General features: G+C 72.0%; 20 protein-coding genes and 1 pseudogene. 3 read left to right on the top strand and 18 right to left on the bottom strand.

What is annotated here, in order from left to right; all coding sequences use genetic code 11:
* Positions 1-74: 74 nt before the first annotated feature.
* The 14 genes from ACZ6QQ_RS30740 to pyrR form a co-directional block, all read right to left on the bottom strand.
* Positions 75-2,165, bottom strand: coding sequence for a primosomal protein N' (locus ACZ6QQ_RS30740; protein WP_465881126.1), 2,091 nt, complete (start codon positions 2,163-2,165; stop codon positions 75-77).
* 59 nt (positions 2,166-2,224) lie between these two features.
* Positions 2,225-3,418: a methionine adenosyltransferase gene (gene metK, locus ACZ6QQ_RS30735; protein ID WP_465881034.1), complete on the bottom strand. Its 1,194-nt coding sequence runs from the start codon at positions 3,416-3,418 to the stop codon at positions 2,225-2,227.
* A gap of 88 nt (positions 3,419-3,506) precedes the next feature.
* A complete protein-coding gene (gene coaBC, locus ACZ6QQ_RS30730; RefSeq protein WP_465881033.1) occupies positions 3,507-4,715 on the bottom strand; it encodes a bifunctional phosphopantothenoylcysteine decarboxylase/phosphopantothenate--cysteine ligase CoaBC in 1,209 nt (402 codons plus the stop codon).
* Positions 4,716-4,734: 19 nt separating this feature from the next.
* On the bottom strand, positions 4,735-4,998 hold the full coding sequence (gene rpoZ, locus ACZ6QQ_RS30725; protein WP_007075826.1) for a DNA-directed RNA polymerase subunit omega: 264 nt from the start codon (positions 4,996-4,998) through the stop codon (positions 4,735-4,737).
* A 20-nt stretch (positions 4,999-5,018) separates the two neighbouring features.
* Positions 5,019-5,558, bottom strand: a complete 540-nt coding sequence (locus tag ACZ6QQ_RS30720) for a nucleoside/nucleotide kinase family protein (RefSeq protein ID WP_465881031.1) — start codon at positions 5,556-5,558, stop codon at positions 5,019-5,021.
* Positions 5,559-5,584: 26 nt separating this feature from the next.
* Positions 5,585-5,902, bottom strand: coding sequence for an integration host factor, actinobacterial type (gene mihF, locus ACZ6QQ_RS30715; protein WP_326559443.1), 318 nt, complete (start codon positions 5,900-5,902; stop codon positions 5,585-5,587).
* Positions 5,903-6,073: 171 nt separating this feature from the next.
* Positions 6,074-6,916 (bottom strand): orotidine-5'-phosphate decarboxylase, encoded by an 843-nt coding sequence (pyrF, locus tag ACZ6QQ_RS30710; protein WP_465881030.1) that lies wholly within the window; start codon positions 6,914-6,916, stop codon positions 6,074-6,076.
* A gap of 77 nt (positions 6,917-6,993) precedes the next feature.
* Complete coding sequence (locus tag ACZ6QQ_RS30705; protein ID WP_465881029.1) at positions 6,994-8,268, bottom strand: adenosylmethionine--8-amino-7-oxononanoate transaminase; 1,275 nt, start codon at positions 8,266-8,268, stop codon at positions 6,994-6,996.
* Positions 8,265-9,275, bottom strand: a complete 1,011-nt coding sequence (locus tag ACZ6QQ_RS30700) for a quinone-dependent dihydroorotate dehydrogenase (RefSeq protein WP_465881027.1) — start codon at positions 9,273-9,275, stop codon at positions 8,265-8,267. The genes ACZ6QQ_RS30705 and ACZ6QQ_RS30700 overlap by 4 nt, the downstream gene beginning before the upstream one ends.
* A complete protein-coding gene (carB, locus tag ACZ6QQ_RS30695) occupies positions 9,272-12,646 on the bottom strand; it encodes a carbamoyl-phosphate synthase large subunit (protein WP_465881025.1) in 3,375 nt (1,124 codons plus the stop codon). Before carB ends, ACZ6QQ_RS30700 begins: the two co-directional genes overlap by 4 nt.
* Positions 12,639-13,829 carry a glutamine-hydrolyzing carbamoyl-phosphate synthase small subunit gene (carA, locus tag ACZ6QQ_RS30690; RefSeq protein WP_465881024.1) on the bottom strand — a complete coding sequence of 397 codons (1,191 nt, stop codon included), beginning with the start codon at positions 13,827-13,829 and terminating at the stop codon, positions 12,639-12,641. Before carA ends, carB begins: the two co-directional genes overlap by 8 nt.
* Positions 13,829-15,106, bottom strand: a complete 1,278-nt coding sequence (locus ACZ6QQ_RS30685; protein WP_465881022.1) for a dihydroorotase — start codon at positions 15,104-15,106, stop codon at positions 13,829-13,831. Before ACZ6QQ_RS30685 ends, carA begins: the two co-directional genes overlap by 1 nt.
* Before the next feature lie 28 nt (positions 15,107-15,134).
* Positions 15,135-16,061 (bottom strand): aspartate carbamoyltransferase catalytic subunit, encoded by a 927-nt coding sequence (locus tag ACZ6QQ_RS30680; protein ID WP_465881020.1) that lies wholly within the window; start codon positions 16,059-16,061, stop codon positions 15,135-15,137.
* On the bottom strand, positions 16,058-16,642 hold the full coding sequence (gene pyrR / locus ACZ6QQ_RS30675; RefSeq protein WP_465881018.1) for a bifunctional pyr operon transcriptional regulator/uracil phosphoribosyltransferase PyrR: 585 nt from the start codon (positions 16,640-16,642) through the stop codon (positions 16,058-16,060). Before pyrR ends, ACZ6QQ_RS30680 begins: the two co-directional genes overlap by 4 nt.
* Positions 16,643-16,927: 285 nt before the next feature.
* Between pyrR and bldD the strand changes: the two genes are divergently transcribed.
* Positions 16,928-17,416 (top strand): transcriptional regulator BldD, encoded by a 489-nt coding sequence (bldD, locus tag ACZ6QQ_RS30670; RefSeq protein WP_121159805.1) that lies wholly within the window; start codon positions 16,928-16,930, stop codon positions 17,414-17,416.
* A gap of 126 nt (positions 17,417-17,542) precedes the next feature.
* On the opposite strand, the gene nusB is transcribed toward bldD, so the two are convergent.
* Both nusB and efp read right to left on the bottom strand, forming a co-directional pair.
* Complete coding sequence (gene nusB / locus ACZ6QQ_RS30665; RefSeq protein ID WP_465881016.1) at positions 17,543-17,953, bottom strand: transcription antitermination factor NusB; 411 nt, start codon at positions 17,951-17,953, stop codon at positions 17,543-17,545.
* A 23-nt stretch (positions 17,954-17,976) separates the two neighbouring features.
* Positions 17,977-18,534, bottom strand: a complete 558-nt coding sequence (gene efp / locus ACZ6QQ_RS30660; protein ID WP_363598144.1) for an elongation factor P — start codon at positions 18,532-18,534, stop codon at positions 17,977-17,979.
* A 168-nt stretch (positions 18,535-18,702) separates the two neighbouring features.
* Here efp and mptB point away from each other — a divergent pair, with 168 nt between their 5' ends.
* On the top strand, positions 18,703-20,250 hold the full coding sequence (gene mptB / locus ACZ6QQ_RS30655) for a polyprenol phosphomannose-dependent alpha 1,6 mannosyltransferase MptB (RefSeq protein WP_465881014.1): 1,548 nt from the start codon (positions 18,703-18,705) through the stop codon (positions 20,248-20,250).
* A pseudogene (locus ACZ6QQ_RS30650) lies at positions 20,247-21,143 on the top strand (glycosyltransferase family 87 protein); the annotation flags it as partial. The gene mptB and the pseudogene ACZ6QQ_RS30650, both read left to right, overlap by 4 nt.
* A 234-nt stretch (positions 21,144-21,377) precedes the next feature.
* Here ACZ6QQ_RS30650 and aroQ read toward each other — a convergent pair.
* Entirely contained in the window at positions 21,378-21,854 is a 477-nt protein-coding gene (gene aroQ, locus ACZ6QQ_RS30645) for a type II 3-dehydroquinate dehydratase (protein ID WP_465881125.1), read from the bottom strand.
* Positions 21,855-21,859: 5 nt separating this feature from the next.
* Positions 21,860-22,939, bottom strand: coding sequence for a 3-dehydroquinate synthase (gene aroB / locus ACZ6QQ_RS30640; RefSeq protein WP_465881012.1), 1,080 nt, complete (start codon positions 22,937-22,939; stop codon positions 21,860-21,862).
* Positions 22,940-22,974: the final 35 nt, after the last annotated feature.

The following is a 22,974-nucleotide window of genomic DNA, read 5'->3' as shown; positions in this document are numbered from 1 at the left end:
ATCGTCACACCAATGGGCGGCGACATGAGGGGCGATGTTACCACGCGTGAACCCGCCCCCCGACGGACCACGGGTCAGAACAGGTCCAGCGGATCGACCTGGATCCGTACCGGCTGTCCGGCCTTACGCGCCGTGCGTACCCCGACCGCCTCGTGCAGCGCCGCCGCCAGCGCACCGGCCCGGCCGCGCGGCACCCGGACCAGCATCCGCTCCTGCCCCTGTCCCGCCGGCACCGGGCCCAGCACCTGCGCGCCCTCCGGCAGCCGGGTGGCCTCCAGCAGGTCGGCGACCGCCTCCGGCACCCCGGTCAGGCTCGCCATCCGGGCCGCCGGCGGGAAGCCCAGCTCCCGCCGCTCGGCCAGCTCACGGGCGGCGAACCAGGCCGGATCCCAGCGCAACAGCGCCTGCACCGGCGCCAACGAACCGTCGGCGACCAGCACCACCCGCCCCCCGTCCGATGCCGGTCGGGCCAGCGCCGCCGCCGTCAGCCAGCGCCGCAGCGCCTCCTCGGCGGCCCGCAGGTCGGCCCGGGTCAGCAGCGCCCAGGAGTCGAGCAGCAGCACCGCACCGTACCCACCACCGGCCGCGACCGGTTCGGCACCGGGCGTCGCCACCACCAGACCGGCCTGCGCCGGCACCTCGCCGAGCACCTCCTCCCGGCCAGAGGTCCGCACCGTCACACCGGCGAACGCCCGGCCCAGCTCCTCCGCCGTACGCCGGGCACCGACCACCGCCGCGCGCAGCCGCCGACCGCCGCACTGGGGGCAGGCGTACGCGGCCGCCACCCGACCGCACCAGTGGCAGCTCGGTACGGCATTCGCCGCCCGCAGCGCCAACGGGCCGGCACAGTGCGGACACCGGGCCGGGGCGCGGCAGTTCGCGCAGGACACCGACGGCAGGTAACCGCGACGCGGGACCTGCACCAGTACCGGCGTGTCCGCCCGCAGCGCCGCCCGGGCCGCCTCCCAGGCCAGGCTGGGCAGCCGCGCCGTGGCCGCACCCGGATCCCGGGCCAGCTGCGGATCGTCACCGGTCGGCGTCACCTGCGGCGTACGCGCCCGCACGGTCGCCCGGTCGGCCACGATCTCCTTCGCCCAGCCGGTCTCGACCAGCAACTGCGACTCGGCGGTACGGGCATGCCCCGCCACCAGCACCGCCGCGTCGGCGAGCTGGGCTCGGGTGAGCAGCACCTCCCGCGCGTGCGGGTACGGCGCCCGTGGTTCGGAGTACAGGTCGTCGCCGTCGTCCCAGATCGCCACCAGCCCGAGCCGGTCGACCGGGGCGAACATCGCCGCCCGGGTACCGACCACCACCGACACCTGTCCCCGTGCGGCGGCGAGGAAGGCCCGGTAGCGCTTGGCCGGGCCGAGCGCGGCGGAGAGCGCCACGTGCCGTCCGGTGCCCAGTTCGGCGGTGAGCGCGGCATCGAGGCGGTCGAGGTCGCGGGCGTCGGCGACCACGGCGACCACTCCCCGCCCACCGCGTACGGTCGCCGCCGCCGCCTCGGCGAACCGGGCCGCCCACGCCTCCTGCGGCAGCGCCGACCAGACCGCGCGTGGCTGGCGCCCGTCGGCCAGCGCCCGCAGGAAACCGGGCCCGGCCGGGTAGTCACCCCACCCCCGCCCCGACCCACCATCCACCGCCGGCACCACCGCGCGTACGGACCCGGACGTGGCCGCGAACACGGGTGCGGACACAGACGCGGACGTGTCCGCGGACACGGGTGCGGACACAGACGCGGACGTATCCGCGGACACGGGTGCGGACACGGGATCGGGATCGGGGGACGCGATCACGGGTACCGGCTCGGGCGGTGTGGCCGGGGCCGGTTCCGTGGCGGGGCCGGCCTGCGACTCGACCCGGGCGTGCCGGGGTGGGACGGCCAGGCGCAGCACGTCGGCCAGACTGCCGGCGTACCGGTCGGCCACCGCCCGGGCCAGCCGGGCGATCTCCGGCGAGAGCACCCGCTCCGGTGAGACGAGACGTTCCAGGTAGGTCAGCCGACCGTCGTGCGTCGACGACTCGACCCGTTCCAGCAGCCAGCCGTGGACCAGTTGGCCGGCGAACCGGACCCGGACCCGGGTGCCGGGCCGGGCCGTCTCGGCCAGCTCACTCGGGACCAGGTAGTCGAACGGGCGGTCCAGGTGGGCCAGCGGCACGTCCACCACTACGCGAGCGACCGGCAGCCCGCGAGCGGGCTGCCGGTCGGTACGCCTTGCGGTGGTCAGGCTCCCGCGGCCGACTTGAGGTCGGCGGCACGGTCGGTGCCCTCCCAGGTCAGATCCGGCAGCTCGCGACCGAAGTGGCCGTACGCGGCGGTCTTCTGGTAGATCGGGCGGAGCAGGTCGAGGTCACGGATGATCGCCGCCGGACGCAGGTCGAAGACCTCACCGATCGCCTTCTCGATCCGCTCCACCGGCACGTTCTCCGTACCGAACGTCTCCACGAACAGGCTCACCGGGTGTGCCTTGCCGATCGCGTACGCGACCTGCACCTCGCACCGCTCCGCCAGCCCGGCGGCCACCACGTTCTTCGCCACCCAGCGGGTCGCGTACGCCGCCGACCGGTCGACCTTCGACGGGTCCTTGCCGGAGAACGCGCCGCCACCGTGCCGGGCGTAGCCGCCGTACGTGTCAACGATGATCTTCCGGCCGGTGAGACCCGCGTCGCCCATCGGGCCGCCGATCTCGAACCGCCCGGTCGGGTTCACCAGCAGCCGGTACCCGTCGGTCTCCAGGCCCAGTCCCTCGAGCTCCGGGGCGATCACGTGCTCGCGCACGTCGGGGGTGAGCAGCGACTCCAGGGAGATGTCGGCCGCGTGCTGGCTCGACACCACGACCGTGTTCAGCCGGACCGGGCGCAGCCCGTCGTACTCGATGGTCACCTGGGTCTTGCCGTCGGGGCGCAGGTACGGAATCGTGCCGTCCTTGCGCGCCGCCGCCAGCCGACGCGCCAACCGGTGCGCCAGCGCGATCGGCAGCGGCATCAGCTCCGGCGTCTCCGAGCAGGCGAACCCGAACATCATCCCCTGGTCGCCGGCACCCTGTGCGTCCAACGCCGACTCCGACGAGCCCGACCGCAGTTCCAGCGCGCTGTCCACACCCTGAGCGATGTCCGGCGACTGCGAACCGATCGACACGCTCACACCACACGACGCCCCGTCGAAGCCCTTCTTCGACGAGTCGTACCCGATTCCCAGGATCGTCTCCCGGACGATCGTCGGAATATCGGCGTACGCCTTGGTCGTCACCTCACCCGCCACATGCACCTGACCGGTGGTGATGAGGGTTTCGACCGCCACCCGACTGCGCGGGTCCTGGGTCAACAACGCGTCAAGGATGCCGTCGCTGATCTGGTCAGCGATCTTGTCCGGGTGGCCTTCCGTGACCGACTCGGAAGTGAACAGGCGGCGTGCCACGGTGCTCCTAAAGGATCTCGAAGAGTGTCGGCGGGCAGTCTAGCGCCGCAGACATGGACCATTTCCTCGGTGACAGTGTGCTCAGTGGTTAAGACGAAGCGGTTAAGCGCGTTGTTACCAGGCCCCAGACGGCGTCGGCCAGGTCTTCCTTCGATTGTTCCGGGAAAACCACCCTGGAACCATCGGCACCCAGCACAACAGCAGTATTGGAGTCGGCGCCGAACACCTTGTCCTGCCCCACCTCGTTGACCACGATCAGGTCCGCCTTCTTCCGCGCCAGCTTCGCCCGGCCGTTGGGCTCGGCGTCACCGGTCTCGGCGGCGAAGGCGACCAGCACCTGGTGGGCGTGGCGGCGTTCGCCGAGTTCGGCGGCGATGTCGGGGTTGGTGACCAGGTCGATGGTGGGAGCGGTACCGTCACCTGATTTTTTGATCTTCTCGCTGGCGTACGTCGCCGGGCGGAAGTCCGCCGGTGCCGCCGCCATCACCACCACGTCCGCGCCTTCCGCCGCCGACAGGGTGGCCTTGCGCAGTTCTTCCGTCGTGGACACGCGGACCACCTCCACCCCGGTCGGATCGGAGAGCGAGACGTTGGCGGCGATCAGTGTAACCATAGCGCCACGCGCAGTAGCGGTGCGGGCGAAGGCGTAACCCTGCTTGCCCGAGGACCGGTTGCCCAGGAATCGCACCGGGTCCAGCGGTTCCCTGGTGCCACCGGCGGTGACCACGACCCGACGTCCGGTCAGGTCACGCGGCGCCACCGTGCCCCGGCCCAGCGTCCACCGGGCGATCGCGAAGATCTCCGCCGGGTCGGGAAGCCGGCCCTTGCCGGTGTCCGCGCCGGTGAGTCGCCCGCTGGCCGGTTCGACGACCAGTACGCCGCGAGCGCGCAACGTCGCCACGTTGGCCACCGTCGCCGGGTGCTCCCACATCTCGGTGTGCATCGCCGGCGCCAGGACCACCGGGCAACGGGCGGTCAGCAGCGTGTTGGTGAGCAGGTCGTCGGCGAGCCCGTGCGCGGCCTTGGCCAGCAGGTCGGCGGTGGTCGGTGCCACCACGACGAGATCCGCCTGCTTGCCGAGGCGGACGTGCGGGACCTCGTGCACGTCGGTCCAGACATCGTCCGAGACCGGCTTACCGGAGAGCGCCGCCCAGGTCGGGGCGCCGACGAAACGCAGTGCCGAGGCGGTCGGTACGACCCGGACGTCGTGCCCCGATTCGGTGAAGAGCCGGAGCAGCTCACAGGCCTTGTACGCGGCGATGCCCCCGCCTACGCCAAGAACGACCTGAGCGGGCATGGGCGGTCTGTCGGGCTAACTACGGCTGGTCGGTCGGCTCGGCGGTGAGCAGGCCCGCGTTGATCTCGCGCATCGCGATCGACAGCGGCTTCTCCTGCGGCGTGGTCTCGACCAGGGGTCCGACGTACTCCAGCAGGCCCTCGCCGAGCTGGCTGTAGTAGGCGTTGACCTGGCGGGCCCGCTTGGCCGCGAAGATGACCAGCGCGTACTTGGAGGTGGTCTTCTCCAGCAGCTCGTCGATCGGGGGGTTGGTGATGCCTTCGGGATTGGCGATGGAACCCACGAGATAAACCTCTGTGTCTCTCAACCGCCGGTACGCGGCTGAGCCGGAGTCAGAAAGGATGAACCGAGCAAGCCTACCAGTTCCCCCGCAGCCCGCTCGACGAAGTCGTTGACCACCACGCGGTCGATTTCCGCCCCGTCGTGCGGTTGTCCGACCGGCACAACCGCCCCCGGCGGGACGAGGTACACCAGACGGGACCCCGGCATCGCGGCGCGTACCCGGCGGGCGCCGGGCAGGTCGAGACTGAGCAGCACCGGCTGGCCGGCGCGCAACCGGGTCTGTACCGGCTGGCGCGGGGTGCCGTGCAGGTGGTCGGCGTACCGGCCCCACTCCAGCAGTTCGTCGGCGGCGATCAGTGCCTCGAACTCGGCCCGGTCCACGTACAGGCGGGACCCGTCGACCTCGTACGGGCCTCGGGATCTGGTGGTCATCGCCACCGATACCCACAACGCGGAGGAACGCGCCCGGACCAGCTCGATCACGCTCTCCTTGCCGGCCCCGGCAGGACCGGCAAGGAGCGTGAGGCGAGCCGCCGGGCGCGCGTCGTCCTCCGTGCTCACTGCTTGTTTCTACACGCTGCCGCTAACTAGTTGGCGGCGAACTCACCAAGCAGTGCCTTGCGCTGCTGGTCGCCCAGGCCGCGCAGGCGCCGGCTGTCGGCGATCTTGAGCTTCTCCATGATCTGGGTCGCCCGGATCTTGCCGATCCCCGGCATAGCCTGGAGAACAGCCGAAACCTTCAGCTTGCCGACGACGTCGTCGCCCTCCGCCCGGTCGAGGACGGCGGCGAGGGTGGTCTTGCCCTGCTTGAGCTGCTCCTTCAGCTCAGCACGGGCTTTGCGGATCTCCGCAGCCTTCTCCAGCGCGGCTGCACGCTGTTCGGGGCTCAGTTGGGGGAGCGGCACCAGTTCTCCTCAGGTCCCTATCGCGACGGGCGGAACGCACCGCCGCATCTGTGAAACGTGGGGTGGCTGGAAACCAAAGGGGTATGTGGTTCCCAGCGCCGGGAAAACTAGCGGTCAGCAGAGTTTTCGGCAACGTGGACGCGCCATGATCATGCGACCGTGACCGAGCTATCACTCAACGACACGGCCGAGTACGGCTCGACAATCGGCCAGCGCGCGGTCCGCCGCGGCGCGCAGCGCGGCCCGGTCCGGGCCGTGGCGCAGGACCTCACGGGAGTAGGACGGCAGCACCGCGCTCAGGTCCCGACCGAAGACCGTACGCAGGTCGGCAGCGCTCCCGCCCTGGGCGCCGAGACCGGGCGCGAGCATCGGACCGTGCACGCGGGACAGGTCGTGGCCCGTCTCGCCGATCGTCGCGCCGACCACCAGCCCGAAGCTGCCCAACGGCTCGGCACCCGCGTTGAGCTGGGAAATCTCGTCGATGACGGTCTGCGCGACGGTCCGGCCGTCGGCGCTGCGGGCGTGTTGCACGGCCGGACCCTCAGGATTGGAGGTGAGCGCCAGCACGAAGACACCGCCGCCGTGCGCCGCCGCCGTGTCGAACATCGGCGCGAGCGACCCGACGCCCAGATACGGGCTCGCGGTGATCGCATCGACATACAGGGGACTGGATGGATCCAGATACGCGGCGGCGTACGCGCTCACCGTGGAGCCGATGTCGCCACGCTTGACGTCCAGGAGCACAAGAGTTCCGGCATCTCGCAACTGTCGGATAGTTGACTCAAGCACCTCCAGTCCTCGGGACCCGAAGCGCTCGTAGAACGCGGACTGCGGCTTCACCACCGCGACCCGGTCGCCCAGTGCCTCGGCCACCGTCTCGCTGAACCGCGCCAACCCGGTCACGTCGTCGGGCAACCCCCAACGCTCCAACAGCGCGCCGTGCGGGTCGATGCCCACGCAGAGCGGCCCGCGCTCGGCCATGGCCCGGTGCAGCCGGATCCCGAAGCTCTCCATCACGCTCTCCTCGCCCTCTCCTCGCCACGACGCGGACGCGCCCCGGCTCCAGTCCTCGCCGCGCCCGCCGGACGGGATCAGCCCGCGGCGACGGCGGCGGCCACCCCGGCGCCGATCCGGGCCAGGTCCGCGTCGTCGGTGACGTACGGCGGCATCGTGTAGACCAGGTCGCGGAACGGGCGCAGCCACACGCCGTGCTCGACCGCGGCGGCGGTCGCCGCCGGCAGGTCGACCTCGTGGTCGAGTTGCACCACACCGATCGCGCCGAGCACCCGTACGTCGGCGACGCCCGGCGTACCGCGCAACGGCTCCAGACCCGCCCGCAGACCCGTTTGCACCCTCGCGACCTCGCCGCGCCAGTTTCCGGCCCGCAGCAGGCCGATGGAGGCGTTCGCGACGGCACAGGCGAGCGGGTTGCCCATGAACGTCGGCCCGTGCGCCAGCACACCGCCGGCACCGATCCCGCGCGCCACCTCCGGCGTGCAGAGCGCCGCCGCGAGGCTCAGGTAGCCACCGGTGAGCGCCTTGCCGACGCAGAGCACGTCCGGGGTGACCCCGGCGTGTTCGGCCGCGAACAGCGCGCCGGTACGCCCGAAACCGGTGGCTATCTCGTCGAAGATGAGTAACACCCCGTGCGCGGCGGTGGCCTCGCGCAGCACCCGTAGGTAGTGCGGGTGGTGGAACCGCATCCCGCCCGCGCCCTGCACCACCGGCTCGACGATGACCGCGGCCAGTTCGTGCGCGTGCCGCGCGATCCGGTCGGCCAACCCGGCCGCATACTCCTCGTCCACCGGGGCGTCGAAACCGGACGGCGGCACCGGTGCGAACACCTGCCGGGGCAACACGTCCCGCCAGAGGTGGTGCATCCCGCCCTCGGGATCGCAGACGCTCATCGGCTGGAACGTGTCGCCGTGGTAGCCGCCGCGCCAGGTGGCCAGCCGGTGCCGCTCCGGGCGGCCCCGGCCGAGCTGGTACTGCAAAGCCATCTTGACCGCGACCTCGACGCTGACCGAGCCGGAGTCGCAGAGGAAGACGTGCTCCAGTCCGGGCGGGGTGAGCTCCACCAGGTTGCGGGCCAGCTCGATCGCCGGGGAGTGGGTCAGCCCGCCGAACATCACGTGGCTCATCCGGCCGAGCTGCCCGGTCACCGCGTCGTCGAGCACCGGATGCCGGTAACCGTGGATCGCGGCCCACCACGACGACATGCCGTCGACCAGTTCCCGCCCGTCGGCCAGCCGCAGGCGTACGCCCTCGGCCCCGGTGACGAGGTACGGCTGCGTGGTCGCCGGCATCGGCGCGTACGGGTGCCAGACGTGCGCGGCGTCGACGGCGAGCAGCTCGGCGGGGTTCACGGCCGGGCCGACCGCGCGATCGCGCGGGCCAGACCCGGCCCGCGATAGATGAACCCGGTGTAGAGCTGCACCAGGCTCGCCCCGGCGTCGAAGAGCCGGTTCGCGTCGTCCGGGTCCATGATCCCGCCGACCCCGATCACCGGCAGCGTGCCGCCGGTCTCCCGGTGGACGAAGGAGACCACCTCCCGCGCCCGGACGGTCAACGGGCGGCCGGACAGCCCGCCGGTCTCCGTACCCCGGGGTCGGTCGGCGGCGGCGAGGCCGGCGCGGCCCAGCGTGGTGTTGGTGGCGATGACGCCGGCCGCCCCCCGGTCCAGGCAGACCCGCAGCAACTCGGCGATGGCCGGCTCGGTGAGGTCCGGCGCGATCTTCACCAGCACCGGCTTCTCCCCCACCAACTCGGCCAGCAGCGCGTCGAGGTGCTCCCGGTCCTGCAACGCACGCAGGCCCGGAGTGTTCGGCGAGGAGACGTTGACCGCGAAGTAGTCGCCGTACGCGCGCAGCGCCCGGTACGAGGCGACGTAGTCGGCCACCGCGTCGTCCAGCGGGGTCACCTTCGACTTGCCGAGCGAGATGCCCAGCGGCACGCCCAGCGACGGAGCGGCGTCCAGCCGCCGGGCCAGCGCGTCGGCGCCGTCGTTGTTGAAGCCCATCCGGTTGATCACCGCGGTGCTCTCCGGCAGCCGGAACAGCCGGGGCCGGGGATTGCCCGGCTGGGCGTGTGCGGTGACCGTGCCGACCTCGACGAAACCGAAGCCCAGCGCCGGCCAGGCCGGCAGCGCCACGCCGTTCTTGTCCATCCCGGCGGCCAGCCCGACCGGGTTGGGGAAGGCGAGCCCGAAGACCCGGCGCGGCGCCGCCACCGCGTACGCGGACCGCAGCGCCGCCAGCGCGGCCGGCCGCCCGGAGAGGGCGGCCAGCCGGTGCAGGGTCCACTCGTGTGCCGTCTCGGCATCGCCGCCGCCGAGCCGGAACAGCGCGGGGCGGACCACCCGCTCGAAGATCACTCGCCGGCCCGCAGGGCGGCGTGCAACTCCTGCAACGGCCGGACGGCCATGTCACCGCGGATCAGCGCCTCGATGCCCATCACCGCCGCCGCCGCACCCGGCACGGTGGTGATGCACGGGATGTCCGCCGTCACCGCCGCGCTGCGGATCTCGTACCCGTCGGACCGGGCGCTCGCACCGGAACCCTGCGGGGTGTTGATGACCAGGGCCACCTCACCGGCGGCGATCAGCGAGACCGCGTCCGGACCGGCACCGGCCTCCTCGTAGTGCTTGCCGATCAGCTCGCAGGCGATGCCGTGCCGGCGCAGCACCTCGCCGGTGCCGACGGTGGCGACGATCTCGAAACCGAGGTCGGCCAGCCGCTTCACCGGGAAGATCATCGCGCGCTTGTCCCGGTTGGCGACCGAGACGAAGACCTTGCCGGCGGTGGGCAGCGAACCGTACGCGGCCGCCTGCGACTTGGCGAACGCGTGCCCGAACGCCACGTCGATGCCCATCACCTCGCCGGTGGACTTCATCTCCGGACCGAGCAGCGAGTCGACGCCCTGACCGGCCGGGGTGCGGAACCGCTTGAACGGCAGCACCGCCTCCTTGACCGCGATCGGGGCGTCGACCGGCATCGTGCCGCCGTCCCCGGTCGGCGGGAGCAGCCGCTCGGCGCGCAGGTCGGCGATCCGCGCCCCGAGCATGATCCGGGCCGCCGCCTTGGCCAGCGGCACCGCCGTCGCCTTGGAGACGAACGGCACCGTACGCGAGGCGCGCGGGTTGGCCTCCAGCACGTACAGGGTGTCGTCCTTGAGCGCGTACTGCACGTTGAGCAGGCCGCGTACGCCGACGCCGCGGGCGATCGCCTCGGTGTAGCGGCGGACGGCCGCCAGGTGCGAACTCGCCAGCGTGATCGGCGGCAGGGCGCAGGACGAGTCGCCGGAGTGGATGCCGGCCTCCTCGATGTGCTCCATCACGCCGCCGATGTAGACCTCGCCGTCGGCGTCGCAGAGCGCGTCCACGTCGATCTCGATCGCGTCGTCGAGGAACCGGTCGACCAGCACCGGGTGGTCCGGCGAGATGTCGGTGGCCCGACCGATGTAGTCGCGCAGGGTCGGGTCGTCGTAGACGATCTCCATGCCCCGCCCGCCGAGCACGTACGAGGGCCGGACCAGCACCGGGTAGCCGATCTCGTCGGCGATCGCCTTGGCCTCGTCGTACGAGGTGGCGGTCCCGTGCTCGGGGGCCCGCAGGCCGGCGCGGGCCAGCACGGCGCCGAACGCGCCCCGGTCCTCGGCCAGGTTGATCGACTCCGGGGAGGTGCCGACGATCGGCACCCCGGCGTCCTTGAGCCGCTGGGCCAGGCCGAGCGGGGTCTGCCCACCGAGCTGGACGATCACCCCGACGACGCCGGGGCCACCGGCGGCTTTGCCGGAGCTGTCCTCGGCGTGCCACACCTCGATGACGTCCTCGAAGGTGAGCGGTTCGAAGTAGAGCCGGTCGGCGGTGTCGTAGTCGGTGGAGACGGTCTCCGGGTTGCAGTTGACCATCACCGTCTCGTAGCCGGTGCCGACCGCGCCCGGCACCGGGGCACCCTGCAACGCCAGGACGGCGTGCACGCACGAGTAGTCGAACTCGATCCCCTGGCCGATCCGGTTCGGCCCGGAGCCGAGGATCAGCACCTTGGGCCGGTCCGAACCGGCGACCTCGGTCTCCTCGTCGTAGGACGAGTAGTGGTACGGGGTGGTGGCCTCGAACTCGGCCGCGCAGGTGTCGACGGTCTTGTAGACCGGGCGCAGCCCGAGCCGGTGACGCAGGACGCGTACCCCGTCCTCGGCGGCGAGTTCCGGGCGCAGCGCGGCGATCTGCCGGTCGGAGAGCCCGGCCCGCTTCGCCCGGCGCAGCAGCGCCCCGTCGAGTACGGGCGCCCCGACGATCTCCTCGCGCAGGTCGACCAGGGCGGCGATCTGGTCCAGGAACCACGGGTCGATGCCGCCGGAGGCGGCGGAGACCTCGGCCACCGAGGCACCCAACCGGAGCGCCCGCTCCACTGTGTACAGTCGTCCGTCGTGCGGGGTAGCCAGGGCGGTCAGGGTGGACTCGACCGTCGACCCGACCGGGTCCGGTACGGTCCAGAAGCCGGCCGCCTTCGTTTCCATCGAGCGCATCGCCTTGTTCAGCGCCTCGGTGAAATTGCGGCCCAGGCTCATCGCCTCGCCCACCGACTTCATCGTCGTGGTCAGCTCCGGGTCGGCGCCGGGGAACTTCTCGAACGCGAACCGGGGAATCTTCACCACGACGTAGTCCAGCGTCGGCTCGAACGCGGCCGGCGTCTGGAGGGTGATGTCGTTGGGGATCTCGTCCAGGGTGTAGCCGATGGCCAGCTTCGCGGCGATCTTGGCGATCGGGAAGCCGGTCGCCTTCGAGGCCAGCGCCGACGAGCGGGACACCCGGGGGTTCATCTCGATCACGACGATCCGGCCGTCGGTCGGGTTGACCGCGAACTGGATGTTGCAGCCGCCGGTGTCCACCCCGACCTCGCGCAGCACCGCGATGCCCAGGTCACGCAGCTGCTGGTACTCCCGGTCGGTGAGCGTCATGGCCGGTGCCACGGTCACGCTGTCGCCGGTGTGCACACCCATCGGGTCGATGTTCTCGATCGAGCAGACCACCACGACGTTGTCGTGCCGGTCGCGCATCAGTTCGAGCTCGTACTCCTTCCAGCCGAGCACGCTCTCCTCGATCAGGACCTCGTGCACGGGGCTTGCGGTCAGCCCCGCCCCGGCGATCCGGGCCAGGTCCTCGTCGGTGTGCGCCATGCCGGACCCGAGCCCGCCCATGGTGAACGACGGCCGGACCACCACCGGCAGCCCCAGCTCGCCGACGGTCTGCCGAACCTCGTCCATCGAGTGACAGACCCGCGAGCGCGGCACCAGCGCGGTCGGGTCGGCGACCCCGATCCGGGCCCCCGCCTTGGCGACGACCTCCTTGAACAGCTGCCGGTCCTCGCCGCGACGGATCGCCTCGATATCGGCGCCGATCAGCTCCACGCCGTACTTCTCCAGCACACCCGACTCGTGCAGCGCCACCGCCGTGTTCAGCGCGGTCTGCCCACCGAGGGTGGGCAGCAGCGCGTCCGGCCGTTCCCTGGCGATGACCAGCTCGACGAAGTCCGGGGTGATCGGCTCGACGTAGGTGGCGTCGGCGTACTCCGGGTCGGTCATGATCGTCGCCGGGTTCGAGTTGACCAGGCTGACCCGCAGCCCCTCGCTGCGCAGCACCCGGCACGCCTGGGTGCCGGAGTAGTCGAACTCGCACGCCTGGCCGATCACGATCGGGCCGGAACCGATCACCATCACGTGCTGCAAATCGGTCCGCTTAGGCATGCTTCCCGCCCTCGTTCTTGTCGCCCTGGCCACGCCCGCCCGGCTGCCGCTCGCCCTCGATCAGCTCCGCGAAGCGATCGAACAGGTAGTCCGCGTCGTGCGGACCGGCGGCCGCCTCGGGGTGGTACTGCACGGTGAACGCGGGCACATCCCTGGCCCGCAGGCCCTCGACCACATTGTCGTTGAGGCAGACGTGACTGACCTCGACCGCGCCGAAGTCGGTGTCGATGAACTGGCCCGTCGGCACGTCCCCGCCGGGCTCGCGCCCCGGCCAGTCGACGGCGAAGCCGTGGTTGTGCGAGGTGACCTCGACCCGGCCGGTGACCCGGTCCAGCACCGGCTGGTTGATGCCACGGTGGCCGTAGCCCAGCTTGTAGGTGCCGAAGCCGAGCGCCCGGCCGAGGATCTGGCTGCCGAAACAGATGCCGAACAGCGGAATCCGCCGGGTCAGCACCTCGCGGGCCAGCGCCACCGGGTGGTCGGCGGTGGCCGGGTCGCCCGGACCGGGCGAGAAGAAGACCGCGTCCGCGCCGGTGGCGAGCAGGTCCTCGATGCTCGACGAGGCCGGCAGCACGTGGGTGGTGACGCCACGGGCGGCGAGCCGGCGCGGCACGTTGCGCTTGATCCCCAGGTCCAGCGCGGCGACCGTGAACCGGTGCGGGCCGACCGCCTCGACCGTGTACGGCCGGGGCGTGGTCACCTCCGCCGACAGGTCGGCACCGACCATCTCCGGGGTGGCCCGGACCCGGGCCAGCAGGGCCTGCGGGTCGTCCTCGACGCTGGAGACACCGACCCGCATCGCGCCCTTGTCCCGAAGGTGGCGGGTCAGCGCGCGGGTGTCGACGCCGGAGATGCCGACCACGCCCTCGGCGGCCAGCCGGTCCTCCAGCGAGCCGGTCGCCCGCCAGTTGGAACCCAGCCGGGCCGGGTCGCGAACCACGTAGCCGGCCACCCAGATCCGGCCCGACTCGTCGTCCTCGCCGTTGACCCCGGTGTTGCCGATGTGCGGCGCGGTCTGCACCACCACCTGGCGGTGGTAGGACGGGTCGGTCAGCGTCTCCTGGTAACCGGTCATGCCGGTGTTGAAGACGGCCTCGCCGAAGGTCTCCCCCACACTGCCGTACGCCTCACCGTGGAACGTCCGGCCATCCTCCAGTACGAGGATCGCGGGCCTGCGTCGCATTACTTCACGGCCTTTCCATCGAGAACAGTCGCTTCGCCGCGCAGGAACGTGGCCACGATCCGGCCCGGCAGCACGGTGCCGGCGTACGGGGTGTTGCGGCTGCGGCTGGCCAGCTCGGCGGGGTCGACGGTACGGCGCGCGGCCGGGTCGACCAGGGTGAGGTTGGCCACCGCCCCCGGTGCCGGATCACGCCCGTGCTCGGCCAGCCCGGCGATCCGGGCCGGCATCCGGGACATCCGCTCGGCGATCAGGTCCCACCGCTCACCGAGGACCGAGAGCAGCACCGACAGGGCGGTCTCCAGCCCGAGCATGCCCGGCCGGGCGTACGCCCACTCGCACTCCTTGTCCTCCAGTGCGTGCGGGGCGTGGTCGGTGGCGACGATGTCGATGATCCCCTCGACCAGCGCGGCGCGCAGGGCGGCCACGTCGGTGGCCGTACGCAGCGGGGGGTTGACCTTGAAGACCGGGTCGTAGCTGGCCGCCAGTTCGTCGGTGAGCAGCAGGTGGTGCGGGGTGACCTCGGCGGTGACCCGGACCCCGCGTGCCTTCGCCTGGCGCAGCACCTCGACGCTGCCGGCGGTCGAGACGTGGCAGACGTGCAGCCGGCTGCCGACGTGCTCGGCCAGCAGCACGTCGCGGGCGATGATCGCCTCCTCGGCCACGGCCGGCCAGCCGGTCAGCCCGAGCCGGGTGGAGACCTCGCCCTCGTGCAGTTGGGCGCCCTCGGTCAGTCGGGGTTCCTCGGCGTGCTGGGCGATCACCCCGTCGAAGGCCTTGACGTATTCCAGGGCCCGGCGCATCAGTCGCGGGTCGGCCACGCAGTGGCCGTCGTCGGAGAAGATCCGCACCCGGGCGGCCGAGTCGGCCATCGCGCCGAGTTCGGCCAGCCGCTCGCCACCGAGGCCGACGGTGACGGCGCCGATCGGCTGCACGTCGACCAGAGCGGCCTCCCGGCCGAGCCGCCAGACCTGTTCGACCACCCCGGCGGTGTCCGCGACCGGCGAGGTGTTCGCCATCGCGCAGACCGCGGTGTAGCCGCCGAGCGCGGCGGCGCGGGAGCCGGACTCGACCGTCTCGGCGTCCTCCCGGCCCGGTTCGCGCAGGTGGGTGTGGAGGTCGACCAGGCCGGGCAGGGCCACCAGGCCGTCCGCGTCGACCACCGTGGCGTCGCGGGCGTCGAGGTCGCGGCCGGTGGCGACGACCAGGCCGTCGCGCAGCAGCAGGTCGGTCGGCTCGGCGCCGACCACCCGGGCGCCCTTGATCAGGTACGCACTCATGACGTTGTTCCCCCCAGGAGCGGACGGTTCACTGGTTCTTTCCCCCCAGGAGCAGGTACAGGACGGCCATCCGGACGGAGACCCCGTTGGTGACCTGTTCGACGATGGTGGAGCGGGGTGAGTCGGCCACCTCCGGGGCGATCTCCATGCCCCGGTTCATCGGGCCGGGGTGCATGACGATCGCGTGGTCCGGCAGCCGGCGCATCCGAGGGCCGTCCAGGCCGTAGCGGCGGGCGTACTCGCGGGCGGAGGGGAAGTAGGAGTCGGCCATCCGCTCCCGCTGCACCCGCAGCATCATCACCACGTCGGCGCTGGGCAGCACCGCGTCCAGGTCGTACGAGACGTCGGTGCCGGGGGCGAGCGCGGCGGCGATGTCGACCGGGATCAGGGTCGGCGGCCCGACCAGGGTCACCTTCGCCCCCAGCGTGGACAGCAGCAGCACGTTGGACCGGGCCACCCGGCTGTGCAGTACGTCGCCGACCACCGCCACCTGCAGGCCGGCGAGCCGACCCAGCCGGGACCGCATCGTGTACGCGTCCAGCAGCGCCTGGGTGGGGTGCTCGTGGGTGCCGTCACCGGCGTTGACCACCACCCCGTCGACCCAGTTGGCCAGCCGGTGCGGGGCGCCCGAGGCGGGGTGCCGGATGACCACCGCGTCGGCGCCCATCGCCTGGAGGGTGAGCGCGGTGTCCTTCAGACTCTCGCCCTTGGAGACGCTCGACCCCTTGGCGGAGAAGTTGATCACGTCGGCGGAGAGTCGCTTCGCCGCCGCCTCGAACGAGATCCGGGTCCGGGTGGAGTCCTCGTAGAAGAGGTTGACCACGGTCCGGCCGCGCAGCGCGGGCAGCTTCTTCACCTCGCGCCCGGCCACGGTCGCCATCTCGGCGGCGGTGTCCAGGATCAGGGTGGCCGTGGTGGCGTCCAGGTCGGCCCCGGAGAGCAGGTGCCTGATCACAGCGGGGGCCTCCCGAACAGTTTGACCTCGTCCGCACCGTCGACCTCGGCGAGCGTGACCTTGACGCTCTCGGCCAGCGCGGTGGGGATGTTCTTGCCGACGTAGTCGGCCCGGATGGGCAGTTCCCGGTGGCCCCGGTCGACCAGCACCGCCAGCTGCACGGAACTGGGGCGGCCGAGGTCGCTGAGCGCGTCCAGCGCGGCCCGTACCGAGCGCCCGGAGAAGAGGACGTCGTCGACCAGGATCACCCGCTTGCCGTCGACCCCGCCGGGCGGCACCTCGGTCGGCCCGATGGCCCGGGTCGCGTGCCGGCGTAGATCGTCGCGGTAAAGGGTGATATCGAGCACACCAACGGGCACCTCGATGCCCTCGAAGGTGCTGATCCGGGCGGCCAGCCGGCGGGCCAGCGGCACACCCCGGGTGGGAATCCCGAGCAGCACGGTGTCGGCGGCGCCCTGGGTCTTTTCGAGAATCTGGTGTGCGATCCGGTCGACCACGCGTTGCAGATCGGCGCTGGTCAGGATGACCTTCACGGACGGTGGCGAAGCCACCGGGGGTTGGGCGGCCTGCGGGAAGGCCACGGCGGACCTCCTTCCCCGCCTCACTGGACGGGTCGTTAAAGGATGTCGGATCCGGCCCGGACCGCATGCGGTCAGGCCGGGGGCTGATCACCACGTTACCAGCGACCGGTCGGCCGGCCCGGGCGGGGCGCTGACCGCCCGGTCAACGAAGAGATTTCAGGTTCGTGACCACGATCTTGCCAACGGGAAGGTAACGACCACTTGACCACGTGTCGCAATCCCCGTACCGTCACGCTCCGTAGCGACCGCTGGGGAGATCCCCGAGCCAGCACTGGGAGTGTCCGAATGCCCTCTGAATACGCCAAGTCGTTGGGCGCCCGCCTGCGCTCTATCCGTCAGCAGCAGGGGCTGTCCCTGCAGGGGGTGGAGGAGAAGTCGAACGGGCGTTGGAAGGCCGTCGTCGTCGGGTCGTACGAGCGTGGGGACCGTGCGGTCACCGTCTCGCGCCTCGCCGAGCTGGCGGACTTCTACCGGGTACCCGTCGCGGAACTGCTGCCGGACGGCAGCGGGGTCCGGCACGAGCCCACGAACAAGATCGTCCTGGACTTGGAGCGCCTCTACGACGAGGCCTCCGAGGAACTCGCGTACGTCGCCCGGTATGCCCGCGCCATCCAGCAGCAGCGGGGCGACTACAACGGCCGGGTGTTGTCGATCCGCGCGGACGACCTGCGCGCGCTCGCCATCGTCTACGACTCGTCGCCCTCCGGGCTGATCGAGCGGCTGACCGAGCACGGCGTACTCGTCGCCGACCCCCGGGCGCTCTTCGCCTCCTGAGTACCACCGCGCAGGACAGCACGAAGGCAGTATGAAAGGGGGCGCCCGGCAGGGCGCCCCCTTTTCACGTCCACGCGCGTCCCGCGTCCCGGTCACGCATCCCCGGGTGCCGGGCGACGCACCGGGTCAGCGGGTGGCGTACTCGGCGATCCGGCCGAGGATCCCGTTGAGGAAGCGCGGCGAGTCGTCGGTCGACATCTGCTTGGCCAACTCGACCGCCTCGCTGATCGCGACCCCGTCGTCGATCTCGTCGACGTAGAGCAGCTCGTAGACGGCGATCCGGGCCAGGTTCCGGTCGACCACCGGCATCCGGTCCAGCGTCCAACCCTCGGCGTAGCTGGCGATCAGCTCGTCGATCCGGTCCAGGTGAGCGGCGACGCCCTCGACCAGGCCGACGGCGTAGTCCATGTGCTCCGGCCGGGGCGGAGTCAGTCGTTGCAGGTAACCGGCCAGCACCTCGACCGGGGGAAGATCCCGCTGGTCGGCCTCGTAGAGAACGTCCAGCGCCCGCTTACGCGCCTTCCGACGCGCGGGCATTTGTTGCTTGGGGCCCTCGGCCATCAGCCGCGGCCGAGGTAACGGCCGTCGCGGGTGTCGACCTTGATCTTCTCACCGGTGGTGATGAACAGCGGCACCTGCACGGTCGCACCGGTCTCCACGGTCGCCGGCTTGTTGCCACCGGTCGAACGGTCGCCCTGCAGACCCGGCTCGGTGTACGTGACCTCCAGGATCACGCTCGTCGGCAGCTCGATGTAGAGCGGCACCGCCTCGTGGGTGGCGACGATCGCCTCGGCCTCGGGCAGCAGGTAGTTCGCCGCGTCGCCGACGGTGGTGCCGGGCACCTGGATCTGGTCGTACGTCTCCAGGTCCATGAACACGTAGTCTTCGCCGTCGGCGTAGAGGTACTGCATGGTCCGCTTGTCGACGGTGGCCGTTTCGACCTTGGTGCCCGCGTTGAACGTCTTGTCGACGACCTTGCCGGACAGCACGTTCTTCAATGTGGTGCGCACGAACGCACCACCCTTGCCGGGTTTGACGTGCTGGAACTCCACGACAGCCCAGAGTTGGTCGTCGAGGTTGAGGACCAGACCGTTTTTGAGGTCGTTGGTGGTGGCCATTTCCTGCCTTGATCTTCAATTGGCGGACAGACCTAACGAGTCTACTTGCCGGGACGCCCTCCGCGCTGGCACGGGTACGGGCGGTTGATCGAGACCGGACGCATGTCGGTCACGCCCCGGACAACTCGCGGTCGTGTCCGGGACATCCGTCGCTGACAGCGTGCACGGGTGCCGAACCCGGTCACCCGACTCTCCGTGCTCGCCCGCTGCCGCGCTCTGGGAGTGGTCGGGGTGATCCTGCTGGCTCTCGGTGCCGCCGGGGCCGGCGCGCTGCCCACCCGCAACCCCTTCCCCGTCCTGGACGAACTGCGCCGGTGGCCCGGACTCGGCCTGGTCTGCGCCTCGTTCGGGCTGGCCCTGCTCGTCGCGGCCTGGTGGCGGCTGGGCCGGCTGGTTCGCGGCGACACCCCGCCCGGCCCGACCGCCCTGCTGACCACGCTGGCCCTCTGGGCGGCACCGCTGCTGCTCGCGCCGCCGATCTTCAGCCGCGACGTCTACAGCTACCTGGCCCAGGGGGCGATGGTCGGCGCCGGCCTCGACGTCTACCGGCACGGGCCGGCCACCCTCGGTGGGCCGCTCGCCGCCGAGGTACCGGCGATCTGGCAGCACACCACCACCCCGTACGGTCCGGTCTTCCTGGTCCTGGCCACGGCGGTGGCCACGGTGACCGGCACCCACGTGGTCCTCGGCGTGCTCGGCCTGCGGATCGTCGCCGTGCTCGGCGTGGTCCTGCTCGCCGTGGTCCTGCCCGGCCTGGCCCGGCGGTGCGGGGTCGACCCGGCCGCCGCGCTCTGGCTCGGCGCGCTCAACCCGCTGGTCCTCATCCACCTGGTCGGCGGCGCCCACAACGACGCTCTGATGGTGGGGCTGCTCGGCGCCGGACTGGCCGCGACGGTGGCCCGCCGGCCGGCGCTGGGCACCGCGCTACTGACCCTGGCCGCTCTGGTGAAGGCACCGGCCGCGGTCGCGCTGGTCTTCGTCGCCCCGCTCTGGGCCGGGCAGCTCGCCGGCCGCTGGCGGACCGTCCGGGCGCTGCTCGGCACCGCCGTGGTGGCGGTCGGCACCACCGTGGCGGTCACCGCCGTCGCCGGCACCGGGTACGGCTGGATCACCGCCCTGGACACCCCGGTCTCGGCCGCGAACTGGTCGGTGAGCAGTGCCCTCGGCCGGGCCACCCGCGCCCTGCTGGAACTGATCGGCGCGGACGTGGCGCCGCACGCCGTCTCCTTCTGGCGGTGGGCCGGCCTGGCCGTGGCGCTCGCCGCTGGGCTGCTGCTCTGGCTGCGCCGCGACGAACTCGGACCGGTGTACGCCCTCGGCCTCGGCCTCGGCGCACTGGTGATCTTCGGTCCGGCGATCCGACCCTGGTACCTGCTCTGGGGACTGGTGCCGGTCGCCGCCGCCGCGGCCGACGGGGCGTTGCGCCGCTGGGCCGCGCTCGCCTGTGCCGTACTGGCGCTGGTGATCCTGCCGGACGGGTTCGCACCGGAGCTGGCCGAACTCGGGCAGGTGGCGCTCGGCGGCGGGCTCGCCGTACTGCTGGTCCTGGTGCTGCGGCACGGGGGCCGGTTCCGGTTCCTTCCGGCCGGACCGGGGCTGGGCGTCGCGCGTCCGGGGCTGGTCCTGCCCGAGGCACCCGCGCACCTGCCCGCCCAGCGACTGCCGACCCAGCGCCTGTCCGCGCCGGATCCGTCACCATCGGGAGGAACACGATGAGCCGTCTGCGCGCCCCCCGCCGTACCCGCGACCGGGTGCTGCTGATCGGCACGCTGGTCGCGCTCTGCGCGCTGTTCCTGGCCACCGTCCCGGTCCACCGGGGCTTCTTCGACGTCGGCGTCTACCAGGGGGCGGTCACCCACTGGCTGCGTGACGGCGGGCAGCTCTACGACTACCTGCGTCCCGGCACCCGGTACGGCTTCACCTACCCGCCGTTCGCCGCGCTGGTGTTGAGTCCGCTGGCCCTGGTCGGCTGGAACGCCGCGATCGTCGCCAGCGTCGTGGTGAACGTGGCCGCCGCCGGGCTGGTGATCCACTGGCTGCTCGACCCGATCGTCCGCCGGCACGGCTGGCCGCGCTGGTGGGCGTACGCGCTGACCGGGTGCGCGGTGGCGATCTACGAACCGGTCCGGGACACGGTCAGCTTCGGGCAGGTCAACCTGCTGCTGCTGGCGCTGGTGCTGAGCGACCTGATGCTGGCCCGCGGTGGCCGGCACCGGTTCGCCGGGATCGGCATCGGCCTCGCCTCGGCGATCAAGCTGACCCCGGCGGTGTTCATCGTCTACCTGGTGCTGGCCGGGCGGTGGCGGGCCGCCGTCGTCGCCGCCGGCACCGCCGCGGGCGCGACCGCTCTCGCCGCCGTACTGGCCCCGCATTCGTCGTACGTGTTCTGGACGCACGCGCTGTGGAACACCGACCGGGTCGGTGACCTGGGCTACGTGTCGAACCAGTCGGTGCAGGGGCTGCTGACCCGGCTCGACCCGCACCTGGGCCGGGGCGTCTGGGTGGCGGTGGTGCTGGCCGTACTCGTGGTCTGGGCGGTGCGCGTACGCCGAGCGACCCGAGCCGGCGACCAGCTCGCCGGGTTCGCGCTCACCGGGATCGTCGGCTGCCTGGTCAGCCCGATCACCTGGGTGCACCACCTGGTCTGGCTGCTGCCCGCCCTGGCGGTGCTCGGCGACACGGCGCTGCGCACCGGACCGGGAACCCGTCGACGCCGGCTCGGCACCGCCACCGGCGTCGCCTACGTCCTGCTGTGCAGCAGTGTCGTCTGGCTCTGGTGGGACGACGCCAGCGGTCTGGACGGGCTGTTCGGCGCGAACGCGTACGTCTGGATCAGCCTGGCGCTACTGGTCGGCCTGCCGGTCGGCACCCACCCGTTCGGCGTTCAGGCGGGCGGCATTCACGCGGTCGGCGAGGTGGAGCAGCGCCAGCCGGTAGCCGTCCACGCCGAGTCCGCAGATCACCCCGGTGGCGACGGCGGAGACGACCGAGTGGTGCCGGAACTCCTCCCGCGTGTGGATGTTGGAGATGTGCACCTCGACCAGCGGCCCGCGCAGCATGGCGCAGGCGTCGCGGACCGCGTACGAATAATGTGACCAGGCGGCCGGGTTGAGCACCACCGCCGCCTGCTCGTCGGCGGCGGTGTGCAGCCAGCCGAGCAGTTCGTGTTCGGCGTCGGTCTGCCGCACCTCGACGTCGAGGCCGAGTTCCCGGCCGGTGCGCTCGCAGAGGTCGACCAGCCCGGCGTAGCTGGTCAGCCCGTACACGTCGACCTGGCGGGTGCCGAGCCGGCCGAGGTTGGGTCCGTTGAGGACGTACACCTTGCTCACCGGGCCACCGCCTCGTCGTACGCGGCGCGCAGCAGGTCCTCGTCGGGGCCCTCCAGGATCGCCGGTGCGGCCAGCCCGTCGAGGACGACGAAGCGCAGCCGGGCGCCGCGCGCCTTCTTGTCCACCCGCATCGTGGCCAGCAGGTCCGGCCAGGCGTCGGCCCGGTAACCCGTGGGCAGGTCGAGCAGGTGGAGCACGCTGCGGTGCCGGTCGGCGGTGAGCGGATCCAGTTTGCCGGCGAGCCGGGCCAGGGTGGCGGCGTAGACCAGGCCGACCGACACGGCGTGCCCGTGCCGCCAGCGGTAGCCCTCGGCCTTCTCGATCGCGTGCGCCAGGGTGTGCCCGTAGTTGAGGATCTCGCGTACCCCGGACTCGCGCAGGTCGCCGGAGACCACGTCGGCCTTGACCTGGATCGCCCGTTCGATCAGCTCGCGGACCACCGGCGCCTGCGCCCGGGTCGCCGCGACCGGGTCGGCCTCGACCAGGTCGAGGATGACCGGGTCGGCGATGAACCCGCACTTGACCACCTCGGCCAGCCCGGCGACCAGGTCGACCTGCGGCAGGGTGTCCAGGGTGGCCAGGTCGCAGAGCACCCCGGCCGGCGGGTGGAAGGCGCCGACCAGGTTCTTCCCGGCTCCGGTGTTGATTCCGGTCTTGCCACCGACGGCCGCGTCGACCATGCCGAGCAGCGACGTCGGCACCGCCACCCAGCGGACCCCGCGCAGCCAGCAGGCGGCCACGAAACCGGCCAGGTCGGTGACCGCGCCGCCGCCGACCCCGACAACCGCATCGGTACGGGTGAAGCCGGCCGCCCCGAGCCGGTCCCAGCAGCGGGCGGCGACGTCGATGTTCTTGCCCGCCTCGGCGTCCGGCACCTCGACCAGCAGCGGCGTACGCCCGTCGGCGCGGACCTGTTCGGCGAGCGCGTCGGCCAGCGCCTTCAGCGGGGGCGCGTAGAGCACGGCGACCCGGTCCGCGCCGGGCAGCAGTCCCGGCAGCGCGTCGAGCAGGTCCCGGCCGACGAGGACGTCGTACGTCCGCTCGCCGCCGATCGATATCTTCGTCAACTCGTCCATCGGGGCCGAGCCTAGTGCGCCCCCGTCGGGGTGTG

The organism is Micromonospora sp. NPDC049529, from assembly GCF_055586685.1.
Note: the sequence above shows the minus strand (reverse complement) of the source record. Positions and strands in the feature narration are given on the sequence as shown.

Coding starts and splice junctions, on each gene's coding strand:
- coaBC (WP_465881033.1), bottom strand. CDS start 4,715: ATGCCCGCTCAGGTCGTTCTTGGCGTAGGCGGGGGCATCGCCGCGTAC.
- pyrF (WP_465881030.1), bottom strand. CDS start 6,916: ATGGAGAGCTTCGGGATCCGGCTGCACCGGGCCATGGCCGAGCGCGGG.
- carB (WP_465881025.1), bottom strand. CDS start 12,646: ATGCCTAAGCGGACCGATTTGCAGCACGTGATGGTGATCGGTTCCGGC.
- carA (WP_465881024.1), bottom strand. CDS start 13,829: ATGCGACGCAGGCCCGCGATCCTCGTACTGGAGGATGGCCGGACGTTC.
- ACZ6QQ_RS30685 (WP_465881022.1), bottom strand. CDS start 15,106: ATGAGTGCGTACCTGATCAAGGGCGCCCGGGTGGTCGGCGCCGAGCCG.
- bldD (WP_121159805.1), top strand. CDS start 16,928: ATGCCCTCTGAATACGCCAAGTCGTTGGGCGCCCGCCTGCGCTCTATC.
- nusB (WP_465881016.1), bottom strand. CDS start 17,953: ATGCCCGCGCGTCGGAAGGCGCGTAAGCGGGCGCTGGACGTTCTCTAC.
- efp (WP_363598144.1), bottom strand. CDS start 18,534: ATGGCCACCACCAACGACCTCAAAAACGGTCTGGTCCTCAACCTCGAC.
- aroB (WP_465881012.1), bottom strand. CDS start 22,939: ATGGACGAGTTGACGAAGATATCGATCGGCGGCGAGCGGACGTACGAC.